This is a genomic window from Halalkalibacter oceani, assembly GCF_023715605.1.
GTDB classification, from domain to species: domain Bacteria; phylum Bacillota; class Bacilli; order Bacillales; family Bacillaceae_D; genus Halalkalibacter; species Halalkalibacter oceani.
Window position 1 is genome coordinate 15,724 of sequence record NZ_JAMBOL010000027.1, and the last position, 20,349, is coordinate 36,072.

Genomic DNA, 20,349 nt, shown 5'->3' on the forward strand with positions numbered 1-20,349 from the left:
ATAATGTATAATCAATGTCTTTCATTTATACTAAGGTATCTACATTTTTAGAATTGAAGGATTCCTTTGTATTGTTTTAACATAAAAAAAAGAGATGAACGGTCATCTACACCTGTTTTCACAATGAATGTCTTGGATAAACTGCCATTATCAGACATTGATTCAACATTTTATATGGTAAATTTTCCTGATGTATTAACCGTTTATACCTCTTACTTTGCCACTAAGAGTGTAGACCGGATTTTGGACGAAGTAGCAGAGGGGATCAGCCACGTTCCCCTCTGCTACGGTTTTGTGATTTAGCTGCCGAGAAAGCGCGTATGCGCTTTGGAGGACGAGCGGTTTTCAGCAGCATAGAAGAGGAGGGGGAACATTCCCCCTCCTTCTTGCTTCGCCGAAGAGGAGGAAAGAGAATTAATGAATAGGGAACGAGCCTTAATGGTGGATAGCTATGTAAGCGAACAGAGAGCAAGTAGAGTGAAGGACCTGGATATTTTGCAAGCAATATATGAGTATCGTATTCTCTCTGCCTCACAAATTAAGAGGCTCTTTTTTACAGATAGCAAGAAATACCACTATCGGAAAATGCAAATTATGCGTCAAAAAGGATGGATAGCGTCTAAACCGCACGTTCGCAATGGAAAGAAGTACGAAGTGGTATATTACGTGCTCCAACCCGCTATTGAGATGCTCTTTAAGAACAACAGGATACGCTTTCAGCGACGCTGGGATCGTAATAAGCTGCTCGATTGGAGGAAAATAGAGCGTGTACTTGATGCAAATGAACTCTTTGTTCATTTGCATCATTGGGGTTATACCGTCACAGAGGATCGCACCTGGAAAGAAACGTTTGCGTTATATGCAGGATCCCCTATACGCCACGGAATTACATTAGAAAATAGCGAGAAATATCACACCTTTATACTTCCGGATCAAGTGGAAGACGAAACCATTAGGAGAATTCGTCGATTTATCAAGGAAGAAACTGCGTTATCGCGCTATATGGTGTATTATATGGGGCCTAATGCTGCGCGCTCCTACATGAAAGCGATGTCCGAAGACAAGAGCGTGGAATTAAGTAAGCTATCTTTTTGTATCATGCCTTATGAGTACATTGCATTGCGAATGCCCTTTATAGGCTCCCAGAATGCCCTGTATGACGTTATAGCTGAAAAGTATGGTAAACCTACCCTTTTTCCAGAAAACAAGAGAGAAGAAGCTACTGCGTTCGTCTCGATGCAGTTAAAACATGAAGGTAGTGACTATCTTGTATTTAACTATCTAATGAATGACTTCATTGTGGCTAATGCAATATGGAACTATCCCCAGAGAAAACACCAGGAAACAGGGAAGAAAATTGGTGTTTTATGCTGGGAGGATCAGAAGGACCGGTTTGAGAAATTGAGTGAAAAGAGGGAAGATTTAAAGGTATTTAGCTTCAAGGAGCATGATTTCATGCTCCACCCCTTCTATACGCGATGGGTGGAGAAAGAAGCGAGCATGGACTATCGGAATCCAAAAAACAGAGCAAAAGGATTATAGATTGCTGCTCACACCAACAAAATTAATTTGTTGGTGGCTATTTATGCTGATTTAGGTTGCAGCGGCGGCATCTGCTGCCGCTGCTGCATCGTCCGAACCGAATTGTAAACAAATTCGGTTCTAGTGCAAAAAACGTAAACAAAGACTCAATCTAAGTCTTGGATAACAGCGGAAAGACGTATAGTTCCGATTGAAAACATACTAGTAATAGTAGCAAAAAATACAATAAGCCAACGTGCATTTAAACTATCGTTTAAATGCTTTGTAAACAGTTTAAATGATAAAAGGAGTGTTAATTAGTTATGAGAATAAGAAGAATGAACACAGATTTTGGTAATTCGTATTTTATGACGTTAATAAACGGGTATTTAAAAGAGATTCCAACCAATGTCGTTGAAATTAATAAAGACAAAGCAGAAGACTACTTTGTGAATCCGATTACCGATAAGAGTAAATTCATTTCAAACATGATGATTTCTACGGAAGTTAATGGAGAGGAAAGGTATTTTATTGTAGGGAAACTCGCAGAAAGAGAGATGTTTAAAAATGAACATATTCGAACCCTGCACGATAAAGTAGAGTCGATTATTCCTTATGTCATGTTCTTAGCTTCTATAGCAGAATTTCAAATAGCAAGAACAGAAGAAAATAGGGAAGGACAATCAGAAGAATATCATGTGACAGTAGACTACTTCCAAACAATGTTGCCAGTATGGCTACTTCGCAAGGCATCTAAATTTAGCGACATGCTAAACGAAATGGCCGCTCGTTTTCAAGGGAATCATATTGTACAAGTGAAAACACCGGGCTTGGAACGCTCGATCCATATCGAAGTCCAACAAAGTAAATGCCGAATTGAAGGAGAAGTCGCCCGCTGGGGCTTAAAGAAAGACCTCTCATTGGAGGATAACCCTGTAGCTGACCTCTTTCAAAAGGTTGTGACAGTAATTGTTGATATAGGGGGAGGTACTGTAGATATCGTGGTGTTACCACCTGGATTAGACTCTCCCCGGAGTAAGGATTCCTTAACTACACTAACCGATGTGGCATATCTAAAGTATTTAGAAAAATTCCGTGAGCATAAACTCCTGGAGCACTTTAGTGATGTGCGTGAACTTGAAGATTTTATTGTACGCAATATCGGGAGAACGGAAATGGCAAAGAAAGATCCGATCACGCAGCAAGTCACTGAACTCAAGGAGCCTATTAGTGAAATGCTAGAAGGATATGCTGCCACGCTATTAAAAAAGCTGGAAGGGGAAATTCGTGATTTAGTGAAATCAGAGTATAAATTCCTTTATATAGGCGGTGTATCTGAAGTCTTACGAGAGGCGATGAGGGATGTAGTAGGAAAGAAATACGGCGAAGAAACGTTTGAGAAGCAGCATATTTTTGTGGAAAATGCACGGCAAATGAATTTAATTGGGCTTGAAGTGATAAGCCTAAGTGAGACCGGTGATTTTGAGTGAGGAATGAAAAGGATAGTAGGGTGAAAACAAGATGGCTAGAAAACCAGGGCGATTGATAAAAACGGATAGAAGACCGCTTGTTTCATTTCGAACTGATAAACTTGAAGATAAGCTATTTCATTATTTTGTTGATTTAGCAAATGATCATCCAGATGGACCAAGAGGAGTCATTTTCGAAATGATTAAGGAACGTTATATGCGTGAACAAGGAGCAGATCCTAAACAAAAAACGGTTGACGAAATACTCCCACAAATAGTAACGGCGTTTGAGCAGGTCTTAGTTCATCAGCTGCAGCTGTTAGAGTACAAGATCAAGGATCAATTGCAATCAACTACTTCAGTAATACCGGTGCGAGTAGCAAGTTCACAGAAGGAGAAAGCAGACGAAATCCAGTTGACTCAAGAGAATTTTAAAGGCAAAAAAGAAAATAAAATTGATCCTTCTCTTTTTTCAGTTTTTGATTAAGGTAAGTAAATGTCATAGCAGCGCGGATAATTCCCCTTTTAAGGGGGATTTCTTATGCTATGCACTCGCATTGTGAAAAAATGAGCAAAAGGAGGCTTGGAAATGTCTACAAATGCTGTTTTAAAAACATTCGAGAATCTTATAAACCGCAGTAAATTAACAGGCGATACACGGATCCTTAAAGTGTTTATTACGAATATGGAGCGTCTGCAAACAAAGCAGGGGATCGAATTACCTATTGAATTGATGAGAAATCAACTTCAAAATATTGAAAATCATGATATAGATAATTTCTAACGACTGTGAAACCGCCACAGAATCAACAGAAACCGCTTTGATTTGTCATTTAAAACATCAAATTGAAATTTCAGAAAAGTATTGGAAACATCCATGTTACTTGTTAAAATAGGAAAAAAGAAGCAAAAAACTATTGTTATTAACGTTTAAATAATATATAATATATATATGATATAAACAATAAATTATGTTTCTTTCAAATACGAAAGGAGGGATTTATGGATTATAATGATTTGTTGAACTTTATCTTGTTATCCTGGTTGATAGGTCAACTTGCCATTTTTCTTTTGGCATATGTGCGCATGATCGGAATGCGACTTGCTTTTGTTTTATTAATATTTCTACTAGCGCTATCATTAAATTTAATTGTGCTTTTTTACTTAAGTGATATAGTTTGAACATTAAAATTAAAAAGATGTCTACAAAAAAATGCGGAGGCAGATCATGAAAAAAATAAGGTCATATTTAGCGGCAGCTTTCATATCCGGAGTGCTTAGTTTAGCTCCCATTACAGCAAGCGCGACACCGATTGATGTCATTGATCCTTTTGAGGATCTTGATCAAAAGGATCTTCAACAAACGCAACAGGAATTGTTGGAGTGGATTAATGTGCGCAGAGAGATGATGGGATTACCAGCGTATACATTACATGAGGATTTGAATAAGTCTGCACAATCCCATGCGAATTATCAAACAGCTCTAAATCAGAGTACCGGACATTTTCAACCGGAAAAAGATCATCCTTTATATACGGGTGAAAGACTCGAGAATCGTACAGCTTATTTTGGATATGATGCAATTACAGGTGGCGAAGGGATCACCGGGCACACAGTAACGCCTGTTGTCGCACTACAAGCGCTGCTTGACGCTCCTTATCATCGAATGGATCTTTTAAACCCGAATCACCGTCATATAGGCTTTGGCGTGACCAACGTACCATATCGACGTTCTGCACTCGTAAATAATTATGGTGGACCGGAACGGTACACGGCAAAGGAACTTGTCTCTTATCCCTTTGACGGCCAAATTAACGTACCGATCAGCTGGTACAATTCAGAGATACCAAATCCGCTGGAACGTTTTGGATTGAGTGGGAATTACGTAGGGTATCCGATCAGTTTGGAAGCCTACGGCTATGACCAATTAAAATATGATGAAGTGATTTTAGAAGACGAATGGGGCCAAGAAATAGACAGCTACTTAGTAGGAGGCACAAAAGAGAACCCATTTGTGCGGCATTTGCACATTATTCCAAAAGAGGTACTAAAACCAGGAACCACTTATCATGTTTCTGTAAGAGGGACTGTAGTGGATCATGATGGGGCGTCAGAGACTTTTGACAAAAACTGGTCGTTTACTACAGTGGAATCATTAGCTATTCAAGGACTTAGTATCCGTGGGGTAAACCAACTTGTATGGCATTTTTATGCGGGTTCACTAGACGAAGTATCTGTAGAATTATTTAACGGTACTCAATTGTTTCATGTTTACCATCAGAAAGATCGCAAAATCAGTGGCTACTATGTACGCCCTTTAATAACAGGTACTTATACGGTTAGGGTTTCATCCCCATACTATGATGAACCATATGTTGGAGAGATCGAGATTAAGGGGAATCTCCTTCAAGGGTATGAAATTACAGGAGGACATCATGACCTTCCATTAACAGCAGGAGAAAAGCTTGTACCTCCTCCAGAAGAAGAGCCGGTCGAAGAGGAACCGGTAGAAGAAGATGTTCCAAATGTTCCTGTTGACCCGGTAGTCCCACCGGAAGTAGAAGACCCACCGGCAAACAATGAAGACGATTCTGCTCATGAGGAAGAAGTTGTCGAAGAGCCAACAGAAGAACAGCCGCAAGACGAGCAAGATCAACAGGAGACACCTGAAGAGGAACAAAAAGAAACGCCAGAACCGGAAAAACCATCAAAGACTATTCCAAGTTCTAGTGACTATCATACGGTAAAAATAGAGAAGAGTATCCGTGCAAATGATGTGTTACGCATTAATTTCACAGGCGAAATCGATGCTTCCTCGATCACAAAGGATTCTGTTTTCTTGATTGATCAGAATGGTAATGAGCATCCAGTGGATAGCTGGACCGAAAGACGTGATATCACATTAGCGTTCCAATCCAGCAGCAAGGATGGTTATCCTCCTGGAAGCTATACGCTAGTGGTCGATCGGGAAAAAGTTAAAGGGCAAAATGGTTTGAATATTGCGAGAGGGTTGTTGGTTACATTTACAGTGAGGTAAGCAGATATTGTAAAGACGATACAGTATTTGCAGGAACAAACTGGATCCGACATAAGTTTATACGTGCTGCCCATGTCCACACAACTATAGAAAAAGGATGTGGCAGCACGTTTTAATTACACTGTATTAAATACTGAATATTCTTAATTGTTTTAAGGGTTATTAAGCGGAGTCTACTTTAGAAAGGGTGAGAGCATGGAAGGATTGAAAGATATACATCTACATACTCCGACAGAAACAGTATTAGAAGCAATGGAACAAGCTGGTTTTCAATTAAAAGGAACATTCCATTTTCATTACCCGGAAAGCAGGCTTACATGGTATCAAGAAATCAAAAAAGAAATATTTGAAAAAGATAACAAACTGTACTATTTTGCCGGGGTTACTGAATGGGAAGGTGAAAAAATTTCAGTGATTCGAATAGGAACAGTAAAAAATAAATGTGATAATAATAAGGAATACATGTCTAGCTAAAAACCACATTCTAAGAACGATCATTTATATGATGTATGATTGGGAAGTAACCGTTTCTTTAGTGCAACTGTTCATAGGTGGCCTAATATAGTGTGAAGGAGGTAATTACACCGTGTGAGGTCGATTCTTTTAATTTAAAGCGAGAGGCCGGTGATATTTTCAGACTAATTTACATGGTTGATGGGAGGATTAATGAGCACCTAATTGCATTAGACGCTTTAGACGCAATTGAAAAACTGGAATCAGTCATAAAACCGAATAAATAAAGAGCCTTTACCCAAGTGTAGAGGCTCTTTATTTATATTATGAAAGGGGTTAGTTTATTAAATGTACAAAAACGTATTATTTATATTCATGTTTCTAGGTGCCCTATTTTTTTTGACGGGCTGTAGCTTATCTTTACTCCCATGGTGGGGAGACGACGAGGAAATTGAACAAACTGTTGATCCGAATGAAGAATATGCCGATCTAGTAACGGATGTATTCAACGACTCCAATGTTCTGCTGCAGCGGTTTAATAAGATGTTAGATCAACTTTATGGCCAACAGATAAGTAAACAGGCTGTAGCTCAAGAATTAGAGGAGATCGTTCCACTTTCTAATCAGTTGCTGCTAAAGCTGGATGATGTTTTATATAACGTAGATGACCGGCTATACGATTTACATCGTGAATTGATTGTGTTAATTAATTTCCAGCACCAGACTTTTCTAAGGTGTTTAGAGATGTCAAAAGACGATGAAGAGGAAATCGACAAAGATCAACTAAGGCAAGATTATGTAAAAATCAAATCTGATCAAACTCTATTGGTGCAAAATATCAAGCAAGCGCTACAGCAAATTTTGTTTCCCGCTGAAGAATAACAGAGCTGGAGTTGAAGTGAAAAAACATTTAAATGACATCAAGTTTGTGAATGGCAAATGGATGATTTTTAATAAGGATAAAATTATTGGAGGAGATATTCAGCAATCTGATTATCTCCTTTTGGTGTTTCTGATGATAGTAAGAAGTCATCACGAAAACAGAGTAAAAAAGCGCTTGGCTGAAGGGGTTTTACCAGGTGGACAGCTTCGGGTTGAAGAAAATTTTATCTTGCATAAAAAGTATCTTTAAAACTTAAATATTAATAAAAATACATAATTTAAACGTTAATATTAATTGAAAAATTAAGACTTAAATGCTATAATATTAGTAAGTTAAATTATAAATAAGTTTTTTAAAATTAATTTATTAATATAATAAATTGGCTGGAGGGTTTGCGATGGAAGGTAAGATTGATGTTCGCGCTGCTCATTTGACAATCAATAATTTCTTTAAAGAGACAAAGAAAAACGAGAGGATGAGAATGAATTTATTTCGACGGATAATGGCTCAAGCACCACATCGTATGTATTTTGAGCCATCCTCTTCATCGGTAGTGCTATTCTTTGATAAACCTCAATCGTTGTTATTTGGCTATTATGTCACGTCTCGGCCGGACGGCGTTATTCAGGGAGTGGCGCGTAATGTCAATGTAATACCGGAAGTTTGCCCATCAGCCGTTGAAATGTGGAAAATCCTAGCGGGTATAACTACGGAGAGTGTAATGGAGGAGTTCGCTAGGTATGTTGTGACGCATGCTGCTGGAGATGACTTTTTAAAAAATAGGCGAGCGCTATTGATGTTAAAAACAACATCATTTGCAAGAATGTTGGAAGAATTTAATCACAATGTATTTAATGCATTTGTGAACCGTTGCGTGGAGGAGTTCTTTGAGTATGCAAGGTCAATGTTTGACGAGATCGTTGCCCATATGAAAATTTAACTAAGAATTAAAAAAGGGAAGAAAGGAGGCGCTTTATGAGCGACCGAGAAATCATTAACTTTGAAAATTTACTGCAAGAGTGGAAGGGTAACATACAAGGTATAGTTAATAAACTCACTCCCGCAGCTCGGCTTAGAGGGTTAGACCAGGATGACCTATATCAAATGGCATGCATGGGCTTGTTCGCCGCTTATGATGAATTAGGGGCTTTGGAACAAAAGGAGTTTTTTCAAATGGGTAACGCATTTATTTATCGGTATGTTTTAAAAGAGTTGAGGGTTCAAGGTAATCGAGGTTTCCGGTATCCGGCATGGCTGATTGATCTAACACAAAAGGTCAGGAGAATCTCAGCTCAGGCTGATACCGATGATCCAATCAAGATTGCTGATCTCCTGAATATTCCTATTGAACACGCTAGACAAGCGTTAAATGCAATCAATCAACAAAAGACCTTTTCCTCACTTGATGTCATTCACCGCTCAAAAGAACCAATCGTGTACAATCAATCAACTATATATTTTGGAGAGTTTATTCAGGCGTTGACAGAGGTCGAAAAGACCTGCATTTTAGGAAAACTTGCTGGTGAAACTCATGCACTATTAGCAAAAAAGTTAGGCGTATCACCATCTATAATCAATAAGCACCTTAACCGAGCAAAAAGAAAGATGCAGGATTATTTTATGGCCTCTTAGAGTTGCAGGAGCTAATGGGAGGATAAATAATGCAATTGACAATAAAAAGATTTTTATTAGAGCTTCTATTCGTTATATGCTTGTTAGCTTTATTCCTACCGCTCTTTATCATTCCTTGGGCCTTTGAAAAAACAATTGATTGGTTTAATGGGAAAGAAACGATAGTGGAAGCGAAGGGGATGAAGGTGGAATCGTATGAGCTGATCAAGGATAGAGAAAAAACGATTTTATTACCGAATGAGAAGAAATTAGTCATCCTTCATTTAGAAAAAGGTTCTTCAGCCATTTTTAATCATGAGGACCTTTTTATTCGAAAAGGGGATGAAAACAGGATGATAGAACAAGCACAGGTATATACGAAAACGAACGTAGAAAAACAGAAGTCGATAGTGCTGGAATTGGAAGAAGAAGTTTACAAACGCTATGTAAAGGAATATACAGCACTCTTTCATTCACAGCCATTAATAGAATAATTTTGTAAAGGGGCTTTTAAATGAGAATATCTTTAGCTGGCATTTTAAGTGCGTTTTTAATTGTCATTTTAAGTCTTTCGCTTTATTCAAAGTATTTGTCTAATGAATTTGAAGATATTACGAAAAATCTTGAAGAAGGACTGGCTCTTAGTATTGAGCAGGTTCAAAAAGAACAACAAGAGTTGATCGAAAATGGACGAAACGTTATGGCCCTCGTTGGGTAATGGTACAACAGCAAGAGCACACCCTTACAAAAGAAGAAGTCACCCAGCAACTAATAGATACTCAAAAATTGAGAATCGCAATGCTTGAAGGAAATATAAGTGCACTACTGTCCTTGCTTGCGGTTATTATTGCTGTACTTACATTGTTTGGCGGTATATTCGTTTGGGTTTCCAGAAGGGCTTTTTCGTCTAAGGTAGAGGAAGTAGAGAAACGGCTCGATGAGATGAAGCAGCTCAAAAACGAAGCAATAACGAAAATTGAAACTGTAAGAGAACTTAGCAGCAATCTCAATGTGGCGATTCGTGAAGCAGAAGATTTGCAAATCAGCTTAAATAAAAGCAAAAGTGCCTTCAATGAAGAAACCGAGAGAATGGATCAGTTACGAAAGTATTTTAGAGTTGAAAGTATCGCGGTCTGAGATTTTACGTACATTTGAGAACCGTTTGAACCAATCCACAAGATTGATTAGTCAACTTGAAGACTGGCTTGAAGGAACACTCCCGAACTATAAACAGGCCCTTGGAAAGGTTACAGAAATTTTGGGCAAGAACGTCACAAAGGAAGGAGCTGACGAAACGATCCAAGAAAAGCTCAGTTACTCGCTAGACTATTTAAAAGAAAATGAAAGTCATTTTTGGGAACAGGCCGAAAAAAACTTAAAATGGGCGGATTTCGAAGATATGGATACAGAAGATTATATAGATCCACTCAGTGCAAAATTCGAAGAGTGGGAAGAATCATATAAGAAAATAGAAAAGGTGCATGGAATTATCTGGGCTCAGATCACAATGAACCCAGATAAGTTTAAACCAAAACAAAAATAAGGAACTAAAGAAGAGCTTATGTTGAACAAGGCCTTTTCTATCTCAAATCAAAAATTAAACAACATTTTAAACCACGCACTACATGTAGTGCGTGGTATGCTTGATTGAGGTTGAATATTTAAGTAACTTTATTGTCATTATACAATTAGAACTTTTCTGTCTCATTTCTCAAGATAACTTTTGTTTTTGAGACATAAAATATTTATTCACTTTGGTTCCGATAATGTATCTTATGTAAACTAACAAATTAAAGCGGTGAAGCGTTAAATAATTAAACTCTTCCCTTCCTGTCCGTTGAAGCAATGGTGATGACATGACGTCCTTTTTTGAAGCAATTATGATGACATTGACCGTTATGTATACACTTTTACTTCATTTTTTCGGTATGTCACCACAATTATTTCGTCGTCCGCTTCTTTATTGTCCTTTGTCCAATGTTGAAACATCCTATATACAATATCCATTAATCATATCAAGGTTCCCTATACACGAAAGAAATACTCAATTAGATCACTATCTACATCTCGCCCTCTTCCCGTTAATCGATATATCTTTTCCTAATGACACGGCATAATAGTCTTCTCCATTATGTTCGATACGAGTAGCATTCCACCGAGAATAATCTCCCTCATCCTCCAGGATCTCGATGGAATCTCCAGAAGTAAAATATGTACCGCTTTCAAATTCATAACGTCCGTCTGAATTATGCCTTAATATGCCTTCATCTCTTATTGGCTTTTCTAAATATCGAATATTTCTTACGACGTCGTCCATTTTATTAAGCATTATTCTACATTCATCAGTATACATATTGTTGTCTGGTGAATGGTCATAAATGATATCCTCACCATCATATCCAAATTTATCTACTATTTTTTTGATTTCGCTTTGTAAATTACGAATTTCATCAAAAGCCTCTTTGCCAGTATAGCTCATATTTTCTTTCCTCCTATATATAATTGTTAATTGAATCTTATACTGCAATCTATATCTACGTATGTTCTATTCTATTTAGCGCTATCATTTACCTTCAAAATACTTTTATTAACTCTCATAAATCAAAATTATTGAAAATGTAAGTCTTTCACTCGACTGTCACTATCCAATATGACTGGTCTATATAAAAGCGCATGCCGTTCTTGAAGATTGGGACCCTCTCACTATCAATGGAGGTCTCCCCTCTCCACTTTATATCTAGTCATTAATATGCCACTTCTAGCTTCTTATATTATCACTTATTAGTTACCCTTCTCTTTGGATTCTACTGCACCTTTATCTACAGGTAAAACTTCTTTAGTGTATTCTACGAATTCTGACAGTGTTTCTGTCATTTCGTTATATTGTTCTATTTGAGTCTGCTTTAAGTCGTTTTGCTCGTTTAAAATATTTATTTCTTCACGCTGAATAATGATTACTTGTTCTTGTAATTCATTTTGCTGTTTCAACTCTGTAATCATTTCGCTGAACTGTTGGGTAGTAGATTCGTTAAGATAGAAAGTTAGAAGTACATTAAAGATTGCAATAAAAATTACTATTAATTGGTCCCAACTTACCTTAACTGTTCCATTAGACCTCTTAGCCGCATGAACAACTAACCCACTAGGTAAATCAGCATAATCTTCCTTAGGACTTAACCCTTCAAGTTGATCCGCAAGTATCTGTAATCTTAAACTAATAGCGTCAGAAATAACTCTTTTATTTAAAGGCTCAAGTGACTCTACAATTTCCGAAATACCATCTGCTATCTGATTTAATTGCACTTTCTGTACTGAATTGCTCAAATGGTCAATCAAGGTGTGCCTTGCGTTAATTATTGGTAAAAGAGCCTCCTCGTAACTATCCATTTCAAAAGTACTCAACAATGCTTGTTGAGCTTTTAATGTCTCTATAACGTGTTTTTTTGCCACCTCACTTATTTGATCAATGACCATCGTTGTTTTGCGCAGTTCAAAATCGCTTATAGCATTCAAATTCCTTTGAATACTCTTCCATTGTTCTGATGGATGCACACAATCCCCTCCCTATTCTTTGTGAAACCGATACCTACAAGATAATCGACTTTGCTTTACTGGTCCACCTATACTAATATTATAATTAATACTAAAAGCTAATAAAATAAAATTTAATTTGTTGTAAGGAGCTATTATTGAATTCATATCGCGTTTCCAGAGAGAATTTTTCAGTATTTCAGCCGATTCTAAGGGATCAATCAGATGTTAAAGCTTTTCGTGGTGCTGCTCAAAAAGGAGGAGATATTATTTTCACCTATGAGCCAGGATGGACAGCATAAACTATTCTTTATTCTCAGGGAAAGTCTACAAAGTCGTTCAAGATATAAATCATTAAAATAATCATGTTGTTTAAAAATGGCCACGATACGAAAGGCAACCTACCGTGCTTTAAACAGCATTAGTTTGAATAAGTAAGTATATATGGAGTCAGCTTTGAAATTAAGCCTGCTCCATAGATAAGCTGATTTAGTACGCTAAGCTTAAATAACCCTCTCCCCCCTATTTACAACTCCGCAGCGGCTTCATCAAGTTATTAAGTGTGATTGTTTTTCATGCACTTTGGGAATACCTCAAATTAATATAACTAATGAACATTCACTATTATATTTTTCTAACCTTCCCCTGAATTACTATAATCTTCGTTTCACTTCTCTCCCCTTGGTTGTTTTCTTGATTTAGAAAAATTCGACGAAGTTTAACTTCGTTAGCATGAAACGTAGTACTAAACTCGACGCACCAATAGATATTAACGAATAAACTTCATACGAAGTAATACGAAAAAATTCGTAGTTGTTCGTGACGAAAAATTTAAGGAACTAACCCTCGAATATAATGTAAATCCTGAAGTATAACGAATATTTAGTATCTTATATGTGATTTTAACTTAATTAGCTATCTCATATAACTACTGCTAATTGTGTCATATTTATTGAAGCGATTATTGCCTTAATTATTACCTCAGTTATTGCGTCAATATATTACACTGCGGCATTTATTGCGGTGATATCTTGTTAGTGTACGATCTTTAATACAAGGAAACAGCGGTAATTGTTGACAGTCAAACAATGAGAATTTAATATAGTTATTAAGGCAATAATTGCCTTAATTATTACGGTAATAGTTTACTATGTTAGGGAGTATTGCGTCAGTAATTGACGTAATACTTACCGCATCATACTCATTAAGGTGGTGATACATATTGGTTAACATTACTGTCGAGAATATCTTCTCTATATTTTTAGAACGATTAGACGATGAAGGGATTTGGTTTATGCTAGCATTAAGGAGGGCCAGTCAACCTTTATTAAAGGACAAATTAAAAGATGAAGTTAATCGCTTATATCTTGAAAATAATATGAATGATGGAGATGAGAAATTACTTGTAACATCTAGGTATATCTTAGATAAATATACTGAACGTCTTGTAGGTGCAGGGCTTGTTAATGTTACTGAAATTGGTAAGGCGCGACTTTATAGCCTTTCTCAATTAGGTGAAGAATTTTTAGAATTTAATAAAAGAAAAAGAATCGATAATAATTAGGAGGTTCTGCAATGATCGTATCCGGGAAAAATGACACACAAGGACTTCAACAGCAATTGCTTCGAGATAGCAACGTTGACATCAGTATGAAGTTTGGCTTTTTAGGTTTAGGTATGGGTGGCTGCTCTATTGCAGCAGCATGTGCTGACATCGAAATGGCGAAAACCAACTACCGCTTTCCTTATTCAGCTTTACTGGTGAATACAAATAAAGTTGATCTCGACAAAATAGAAACTAAGAATTCTTTAATCCGTAAATTGTTGGTCGGAAATGGTAAAGGAGCTGGTCGTAACCCCTCTGTTGGTGAACAGATCTTTCGTGAAAATCAGGAGGCTATTAAAAATGAGATTTTAACACAATTTAAAGACTCTGAATTTGTCTGGGTAGTTGCAGGATTAGGTGGTGGGACCGGAACAGGAAGCATCATACAAGCTGCACAAACGCTATATAATAATGGTTTCGATAATAAATTTGGGCTTATACTCACCTTACCTCGACTAACTGAAGGAAAAGTAGTTCTTGATAATGCATTAGAGCAATTACAGACTATTTCTCGTTTAATGGATTCAGCCTTTGGATCGATCATCCTGGTTGATAATAATAAGCTTTACGGGGATTATACTACTCTGGAACCAAACGCAAGTGTTTCGGATTACCTGAATTTCAGTAATGAGTATGTCGCTGATACGTTACATGAATTGAATATTATTACAGCATCCTTTAAACCATATGGGGAATTTCACTTTGACAGCAGTGAATTTGAGAATCTCATTAAGACACCGCGTATTCTACACTTAGCGAAGTTTAGTTTACCAGCTAATTCAGTTGATACAGATCAAAGTCTTACTTACATTCGCCAGTTGGAAGAATACATACAGAATGGTGTTTTATCTGGGGGTTATCGCTTAAATAAAGCATCGCGGCTTGCTGTTAGTATTATTACAAATGAAAGTACTTCACAGCGTATTTTCAACTTAACTTTTAGTAATACTATAGAAAAACAGTTATTAGAAATAGCTCCTATTGCTAGTGAAAGACCAATTGCTCAATATAAATATAATCTAAAAAATAAGAATGACATATATTTCTATGTTTTACTAGCAGGTTTGCCACTTCCTACATCTATTAAAGCATTGGTTGAAGAAAATACTAGACTAATTGACTTAGAAAACGCCACAGATGATGAAGATGAAGTGTTCTCTGCTCTGGCTGGTTATTCTCGGACAAAAGCTAAGAAAATAACAGAGGAAAAAGTCGATCCTTTCAGTACTCTATCTTCATCCTCAAATAATGCAAAAACAAAAAAACCTAATCCTTTCGATTTACTTTAAAAAAGACATCTGAGATGTCTTTTTTTGTGAAATGGACAATCTATTGGTTTAACGAATTTTATCAGCTTTTTTCGTCTTGATTCCTTGCTTCAACGAACATCAACTAGAAAATTCATTTAAATTCGTTTAAAACTTGGTTGAACGAGAAATTTCGGGTTAATTCGTTGGATATAATATTTATTACTAAGTGAATCGAATTGAAACGAAGTATTAATAATAGTTATATAGTTTGTATCTGCGTATAACGTAGTAAGATTTCGTTATAATTAGTAATGAAAAATTATTCGTGTCTTTTCGTTATTTTGGTGGAAAACCTTATAAATTTCCGTGTTTTGTGGTACGATATCATAAGTTATACTATGATTTCGTGAATTTGATACGAATTGTTTCGGTTCGATGAATTTCGTGATGATTGGAGGCGTTGTATTTGAATGAAAGAAAGATTATCCCGAATGAAGACGATATATATGTCAAAATTGAATCTGATTTGCAGTATGATAACTTATATAATTTAATCATTGAAAGGGATCAGCTTAAAACTGAACTTTTTGACAGTGGATTTCTTTCCCATCTTGAGAAAGATATGCATAGGTGGTACAGCGTCCAGGAGGCAGGCAGGATTTTAGGAGGAGACAAGCCGATACCTCCAAGTTCACTATCTTATTATATTGATAGTTTAGAGGAATATATCATTCCAGATGATGCTCCCTCAAATAGTTACATTCGGCTTAATTATTTGTCTTTAGTAAAACTAAAAATGGTATGGCTGTTAAAAGATGAGTTTAGACTGAAAGGGTTAAAAGCAGAACTCGGTATTACCGGAAATCCTAAAAATGTTATAAAGGAAACAAAAGAAAGTAGTAGTAATAGGGACAGGGAATTAGCTGATGCCTTCGAAAAGATCGAACGCTTAGAAACGGTGAGCCAAACGTTATTGGGCTTATTGCTTGAAAAAGGTGAGAATGATCAGCTTCAACTAAAGCAACCACTTCAACAACTGTTAAATCAAAATAATTTAATAGAAGAGCAATCTTCAGTGCTGAAAAAATTAGAAGATCAAAACAATGTGTTAAAGGAAATACAAGAAAAACAACAACAGCAAGAAAAAGAATCAAACAAACGTATTATTGAGAGTGAGAAAAAAGTTAATTCTCTAGCAGAGATCTTCAGACTTAGAAAGCAAGCTGAAGAAGAATGGGATAAATTAAGTCTACTTACTAAAATTACGAAAAACCGGACAGACTTCATAGAAAGTTGGATTAATAAACATTCAAATAAGGACAATAAAGAGTAGTACGTTTTTATGCAGTGTAAGAAAACTTATATATTTAGCACTTACTATAAAGTAAGTGCTATTTTAGTGTCAGCTGACCAAGGAAAAGTAATTTACTTCTTTTACAGTCAAACCTGAGGGCTAAGATGGTTTCATTTGTAGTGTCCACCGATCTTATTTGCTCTTTCCCTTGCCTGGCCTGAAGGAAGTAAAGATGAGGCCCGTAGAATGGCTGTTTCACCGTAGCGGCCCTTTATGCTGTCCATTGTTGAACCTATTTTTAAGAGACGATCTCTATTCTCTTCGAAGAGACTAAGTTGTATGACACGATCTGTTTGTAGTTTATCCAAGGTGACTCCAAGTCGCCTTACAGGTAAACCATCCCAAAAGCTATCGAATAGTTTGATAATGTATTTGTACATTTCCATTGTTACATTTGTAGCAACGGGCATAGTGGTTTGACGATGGAAGCCGGTACGGAGTTCATAATTTGCACCTGATACACTCAATGAAACTGTTTTTCCCATTACATGAGAACGACGTGCACGGCTGCATACCTCCTCACAAAGTTCCAGCAAAACGACCTGGATATCCTGCCGAGTTGTATAATCACAAGGAAGTGTCATCCCATGGCCTATGGCCTTTTGACTCTCATGTGAATGAATGGAAACTGGGGAATAATCAATACCGTTGGCCGTCATCCAAAGGACATGACCATTGATGCCCCATCTCCTTTTAAGTCGTTCAACTGGACAGGTGGCTAAATGGCCAATCGTCCGAATAGCTATATTACGTAAATGCTGCTCCATGCGAGAGCCAACCCCAAACATTGACCCGACTGGTAAGGGCCACAGCTGCTCTTCAAGATTGTCTTTTTTTAGCCAGAAAATTCCGCTTTTGCTCTTTTTAGCAAAGTTATCGCAGGCCATTTTCGCTAAGACTTTATTTTCACCAATCCCAACTCTAGCTCGGACCTGATATCTTTCCCAGATCGCAGCTTTAATCATTTCTGCAATGTCATATGGTGAACCAAATAGCTTTTGACTCCCCGTCACGTCCATGAATTGCTCATCAATAGAGTAAGGCTCGACCAATGGTGTGAAATTTTCAAGTATCGCTGTGATTCCGGTGGCGACTTTAACATAATCCTCCATGCGGGGCGGAACAATGACCGCTTCTGGGCACTTTTTTTGTGCTTCCCACAACCGGTCCGCATTTTTGACGCCTCTTTGCTTAGCCAGGGGGCAGGCAGCCAGCACAATTCCTGATCGACGCTTGGGATCACCCGCGACAATAATAGGTTTATTGGTCAATCGGATATCTCGTGCTTTTTCAACGGAAGCATAAAAACTTTGCATATCCACTAGAAAGATTATTTTTTTCATTTCTTACACCCCTAATAAGAACATATATTCTGTTTTATTATATGCGAATATACGTTCGTAAACAACGCGAAAAAAATGGAATTAATGCAATCCATTTTAAAAGTGATTAGGTAAATACCATAGGAAGAAACGTAAAGTATGGATCTAATTTATCTTATAAAAAGGCACATTGTCTCCTTCACAAATTATTTTTCAGTTTTTACAATGCGGTTTTTTTTAGCAAGCTCGGCTAGTTTTAGGGCTTGTTTTTTTGTTACTTTAGGAACAATCGCTTTATTATTTGACATACTTTTTTCAACTCCCTTTATAAGATCGTTCGTCTTTCATCTATGGTTTCAGCATATCCAATTTTTTTATTTTTAAACGTTCTAGTCCCTCCCACTTTTGAATAATATGGACCAAACAACCCTATAGCCCAGCGGCCCTGACATCAAAGAGGGTTTTTGAAAAAAAGAAGAGGGGGAGGAAGGGAATAGTAATGAATCGTCCTAATCTTAATCCAATGCTGCGACCAAATTCATCACAAATTAGATCCAAATGGAATGAAACGAATATTCGGAAACCGCCAACGGAAACAAGAAAGACTCGAATTGATAAAAAACATGACATCCATATTCCGTTAGAGTTACAACTATATAAAATGCTGAGGAGACAAGCTCATAAGCAACAACTCTCTATGACTCAATATTCAAGTTGGCTTGTCCAGAAGGGTCTTAGAATGGACATCTCCTTGTTTCCGGAATTAGATTATCGTCAACACAAAACTATGGCGCGGGCCAAGCTTGAGCAATATTATTATGATGAGCTTTTCAATTTTTCGTTAGAGTGGGGATACACGACAATGAGAAGAACGGCTCATCGTATCCTCGTTGAAATGATTAAACGCAAAGAGGGAAGTGTAACATGAAACCCATTAAACGAAAATTCCACGTCCTGGAGGACGAATTAGACCGTTTAGAGTATGGACCACCTAAGACTTTGAAGGCGAAGTGGTTATGGTTGGCGCATGATCTGCTGAGCTCCACTGTTTCCATTACCATTCAAGTTCCCGCATATGTAGTACTGCGCACAAAGATTTTATGCGAGGATATTGAAGAAAAGGCAGAACAGCCATTTCATCCAGCAGATTTGATTGAATTGTTATATGATGATTTTCTTATCAATTTGAAGGAAACCAATCACCTGTATACAACATACAGGCAGCTGCTCAGTCATTCCATTGAGCCTGCGGAAGTGACGACATTCCAGGGGGACTATTTCAAAAGAGTGGAAAAAAGAACCTCGTTACGTTTACATCTTGCACGTAAAAAGGTGCTACGAGGAGAAGTTTTCATTTATGATGTATCACAACAGGTCAACCACCTGGATATTACAATTGAAAACATATTAGAGATTCTTCTAACAGACTTCATGAAAAAGTATTGTAGCGGTGATGTACCGCAGTTGCTCGATGATTTGATTCATCGTTTAAGTAATGATTAATTCAAATTTTAAATGAATCCTTTACGACACCCTTCTAGCAGTATGTGCTAATTTATCCGAGATAGCTTTGATAAGCGTACTGCAAGTGTGCAATACGCTTATTTCGACTATAAATTAACTAAGTGGATCAATACATGCCTCATTATTATTTCTAGGGTTATTCACCAATGTCGATACAGGATAAGCGGACATGTTATTTGCATCATAAGGATTCAGGATGTTCTTTAAAATATGTTTATCCTCAATGTCTTTATTTAGCCATATATCCTGGTCATCTCCCTCTAATATGACAGGCATACGGTCGTGAATGCTTTCCATTAGTTGATTTGGCTTCGTGGTAATGATAGTACAGGAAAAGTATTCCTCTTCTTCAGTTCTCCACTTATCCCACAAGCCAGCGAATGTGAATAGTTGACCGTTCCCGATTGTGATGCGAAACGGTTGCTTAGTTTTACCGTCATCTTCTCGTTTCCATTCGTAAAAACCATCAGCTGGTATTAGACAGCGTCTTCTTGAGAGTAAACGTTTGAATGCTGGCTTTTCATCTAATGTTTCACTTCTTGCATTGATCATTTTATATCCGATTTTCTTATCTTTGGCCCAAGAGGGGACTAATCCCCAATGTAAAAATCCTGCTTTCTTTTCGTTTCCACCTGATACGATCGCTAAAATTTGTTGACTCGGAGCTACGTTGTAATTTGGAGTGAATTCCGGAAACGGCAAGGAAAATTGCTCTTGTAGAGTGCCTTTTGTTGCCGTAAGAGTAAATCTTCCACACATCATGAACCCTCCTTTCTGTTAAAGTAAGA

At 37.2% G+C, this 20,349-nt stretch carries 24 protein-coding genes; 20 read left to right on the forward strand and 4 right to left on the reverse strand.

Annotation, left to right across the window (positions count from 1 at the left end; all coding sequences use genetic code 11):
* The first annotated feature begins 417 nt into the window (after window positions 1-417).
* The 14 genes from M3202_RS18495 to M3202_RS18560 all read left to right on the forward strand — a co-directional run bounded on the left by M3202_RS18495 (window position 418) and on the right by M3202_RS18560 (window position 10,517).
* The gene (locus M3202_RS18495; protein ID WP_251224724.1) at window positions 418-1,542 is read left to right on the forward strand and encodes a replication-relaxation family protein; all 1,125 of its coding nucleotides are present in this window, start codon (window positions 418-420) and stop codon (window positions 1,540-1,542) included.
* 317 nt (window positions 1,543-1,859) lie between these two features.
* Entirely contained in the window at window positions 1,860-3,011 is a 1,152-nt protein-coding gene (locus tag M3202_RS18500) for an Alp7A family actin-like protein (RefSeq protein WP_251224725.1), read from the forward strand.
* A 31-nt stretch (window positions 3,012-3,042) separates the two neighbouring features.
* Window positions 3,043-3,477 carry a hypothetical protein gene (locus tag M3202_RS18505; protein WP_251224726.1) on the forward strand — a complete coding sequence of 145 codons (435 nt, stop codon included), beginning with the start codon at window positions 3,043-3,045 and terminating at the stop codon, window positions 3,475-3,477.
* Between the two features lie 102 nt (window positions 3,478-3,579).
* Window positions 3,580-3,774: a hypothetical protein gene (locus M3202_RS18510; protein WP_251224727.1), complete on the forward strand. Its 195-nt coding sequence runs from the start codon at window positions 3,580-3,582 to the stop codon at window positions 3,772-3,774.
* 444 nt (window positions 3,775-4,218) lie between these two features.
* Window positions 4,219-6,027: an Ig-like domain-containing protein gene (locus M3202_RS18515; RefSeq protein ID WP_251224728.1), complete on the forward strand. Its 1,809-nt coding sequence runs from the start codon at window positions 4,219-4,221 to the stop codon at window positions 6,025-6,027.
* A gap of 195 nt (window positions 6,028-6,222) precedes the next feature.
* Complete coding sequence (locus M3202_RS18520) at window positions 6,223-6,501, forward strand: sporulation protein (RefSeq protein ID WP_251224729.1); 279 nt, start codon at window positions 6,223-6,225, stop codon at window positions 6,499-6,501.
* A gap of 327 nt (window positions 6,502-6,828) precedes the next feature.
* Window positions 6,829-7,362, forward strand: coding sequence for a hypothetical protein (locus tag M3202_RS18525; protein WP_251224730.1), 534 nt, complete (start codon window positions 6,829-6,831; stop codon window positions 7,360-7,362).
* A gap of 16 nt (window positions 7,363-7,378) precedes the next feature.
* On the forward strand, window positions 7,379-7,612 hold the full coding sequence (locus M3202_RS18530; RefSeq protein ID WP_251224731.1) for a hypothetical protein: 234 nt from the start codon (window positions 7,379-7,381) through the stop codon (window positions 7,610-7,612).
* Between the two features lie 148 nt (window positions 7,613-7,760).
* On the forward strand, window positions 7,761-8,303 hold the full coding sequence (locus M3202_RS18535; RefSeq protein ID WP_251224732.1) for a hypothetical protein: 543 nt from the start codon (window positions 7,761-7,763) through the stop codon (window positions 8,301-8,303).
* Between the two features lie 35 nt (window positions 8,304-8,338).
* Entirely contained in the window at window positions 8,339-8,995 is a 657-nt protein-coding gene (locus M3202_RS18540; RefSeq protein WP_251224733.1) for a sigma-70 family RNA polymerase sigma factor, read from the forward strand.
* A gap of 29 nt (window positions 8,996-9,024) precedes the next feature.
* A complete protein-coding gene (locus M3202_RS18545; protein ID WP_251224734.1) occupies window positions 9,025-9,468 on the forward strand; it encodes a hypothetical protein in 444 nt (147 codons plus the stop codon).
* Window positions 9,469-9,488: 20 nt separating this feature from the next.
* Window positions 9,489-9,692, forward strand: a complete 204-nt coding sequence (locus M3202_RS18550) for a hypothetical protein (RefSeq protein ID WP_251224735.1) — start codon at window positions 9,489-9,491, stop codon at window positions 9,690-9,692.
* Window positions 9,692-10,111, forward strand: a complete 420-nt coding sequence (locus M3202_RS18555; RefSeq protein ID WP_251224736.1) for a hypothetical protein — start codon at window positions 9,692-9,694, stop codon at window positions 10,109-10,111. The genes M3202_RS18550 and M3202_RS18555 overlap by 1 nt, the downstream gene beginning before the upstream one ends.
* A complete protein-coding gene (locus tag M3202_RS18560) occupies window positions 10,047-10,517 on the forward strand; it encodes a hypothetical protein (protein WP_251224737.1) in 471 nt (156 codons plus the stop codon). The genes M3202_RS18555 and M3202_RS18560 overlap by 65 nt, the downstream gene beginning before the upstream one ends.
* A 513-nt stretch (window positions 10,518-11,030) precedes the next feature.
* On the opposite strand, the gene M3202_RS18565 is transcribed toward M3202_RS18560, so the two are convergent.
* Together M3202_RS18565 and M3202_RS18570 are read right to left on the reverse strand one after the other, a co-directional pair.
* Entirely contained in the window at window positions 11,031-11,453 is a 423-nt protein-coding gene (locus M3202_RS18565) for a DUF5348 domain-containing protein (RefSeq protein WP_251224738.1), read from the reverse strand.
* 302 nt (window positions 11,454-11,755) lie between these two features.
* The gene (locus tag M3202_RS18570) at window positions 11,756-12,526 is read right to left on the reverse strand and encodes a hypothetical protein (protein ID WP_251224739.1); all 771 of its coding nucleotides are present in this window, start codon (window positions 12,524-12,526) and stop codon (window positions 11,756-11,758) included.
* A gap of 137 nt (window positions 12,527-12,663) precedes the next feature.
* Here M3202_RS18570 and ykzS point away from each other — a divergent pair, with 137 nt between their 5' ends.
* The 4 genes from ykzS to M3202_RS18590 all read left to right on the forward strand — a co-directional run bounded on the left by ykzS (window position 12,664) and on the right by M3202_RS18590 (window position 16,694).
* A complete protein-coding gene (gene ykzS, locus M3202_RS18575) occupies window positions 12,664-12,807 on the forward strand; it encodes a protein YkzS (RefSeq protein ID WP_349775633.1) in 144 nt (47 codons plus the stop codon).
* A 920-nt stretch (window positions 12,808-13,727) separates the two neighbouring features.
* Complete coding sequence (locus tag M3202_RS18580; RefSeq protein WP_251224740.1) at window positions 13,728-14,069, forward strand: hypothetical protein; 342 nt, start codon at window positions 13,728-13,730, stop codon at window positions 14,067-14,069.
* A gap of 11 nt (window positions 14,070-14,080) precedes the next feature.
* Entirely contained in the window at window positions 14,081-15,400 is a 1,320-nt protein-coding gene (locus M3202_RS18585; protein ID WP_251224741.1) for an FtsZ/tubulin family protein, read from the forward strand.
* A 427-nt stretch (window positions 15,401-15,827) separates the two neighbouring features.
* Entirely contained in the window at window positions 15,828-16,694 is an 867-nt protein-coding gene (locus M3202_RS18590; RefSeq protein ID WP_251224742.1) for a hypothetical protein, read from the forward strand.
* Between the two features lie 131 nt (window positions 16,695-16,825).
* Here the strand turns inward: M3202_RS18590 and M3202_RS18595 are convergent, their stop codons facing one another.
* Window positions 16,826-18,058 carry a DNA polymerase IV gene (locus M3202_RS18595; RefSeq protein ID WP_251224743.1) on the reverse strand — a complete coding sequence of 411 codons (1,233 nt, stop codon included), beginning with the start codon at window positions 18,056-18,058 and terminating at the stop codon, window positions 16,826-16,828.
* A gap of 478 nt (window positions 18,059-18,536) precedes the next feature.
* Between M3202_RS18595 and M3202_RS18600 the strand changes: the two genes are divergently transcribed.
* A complete protein-coding gene (locus M3202_RS18600; protein WP_251224744.1) occupies window positions 18,537-18,965 on the forward strand; it encodes a hypothetical protein in 429 nt (142 codons plus the stop codon).
* Window positions 18,962-19,540, forward strand: coding sequence for a hypothetical protein (locus tag M3202_RS18605; RefSeq protein WP_251224745.1), 579 nt, complete (start codon window positions 18,962-18,964; stop codon window positions 19,538-19,540). The genes M3202_RS18600 and M3202_RS18605 overlap by 4 nt, the downstream gene beginning before the upstream one ends.
* A gap of 114 nt (window positions 19,541-19,654) precedes the next feature.
* On the opposite strand, the gene M3202_RS18610 is transcribed toward M3202_RS18605, so the two are convergent.
* Window positions 19,655-20,320 carry an SOS response-associated peptidase gene (locus M3202_RS18610; protein WP_251224746.1) on the reverse strand — a complete coding sequence of 222 codons (666 nt, stop codon included), beginning with the start codon at window positions 20,318-20,320 and terminating at the stop codon, window positions 19,655-19,657.
* Between the last annotated feature and the right edge of the window lie 29 nt (window positions 20,321-20,349).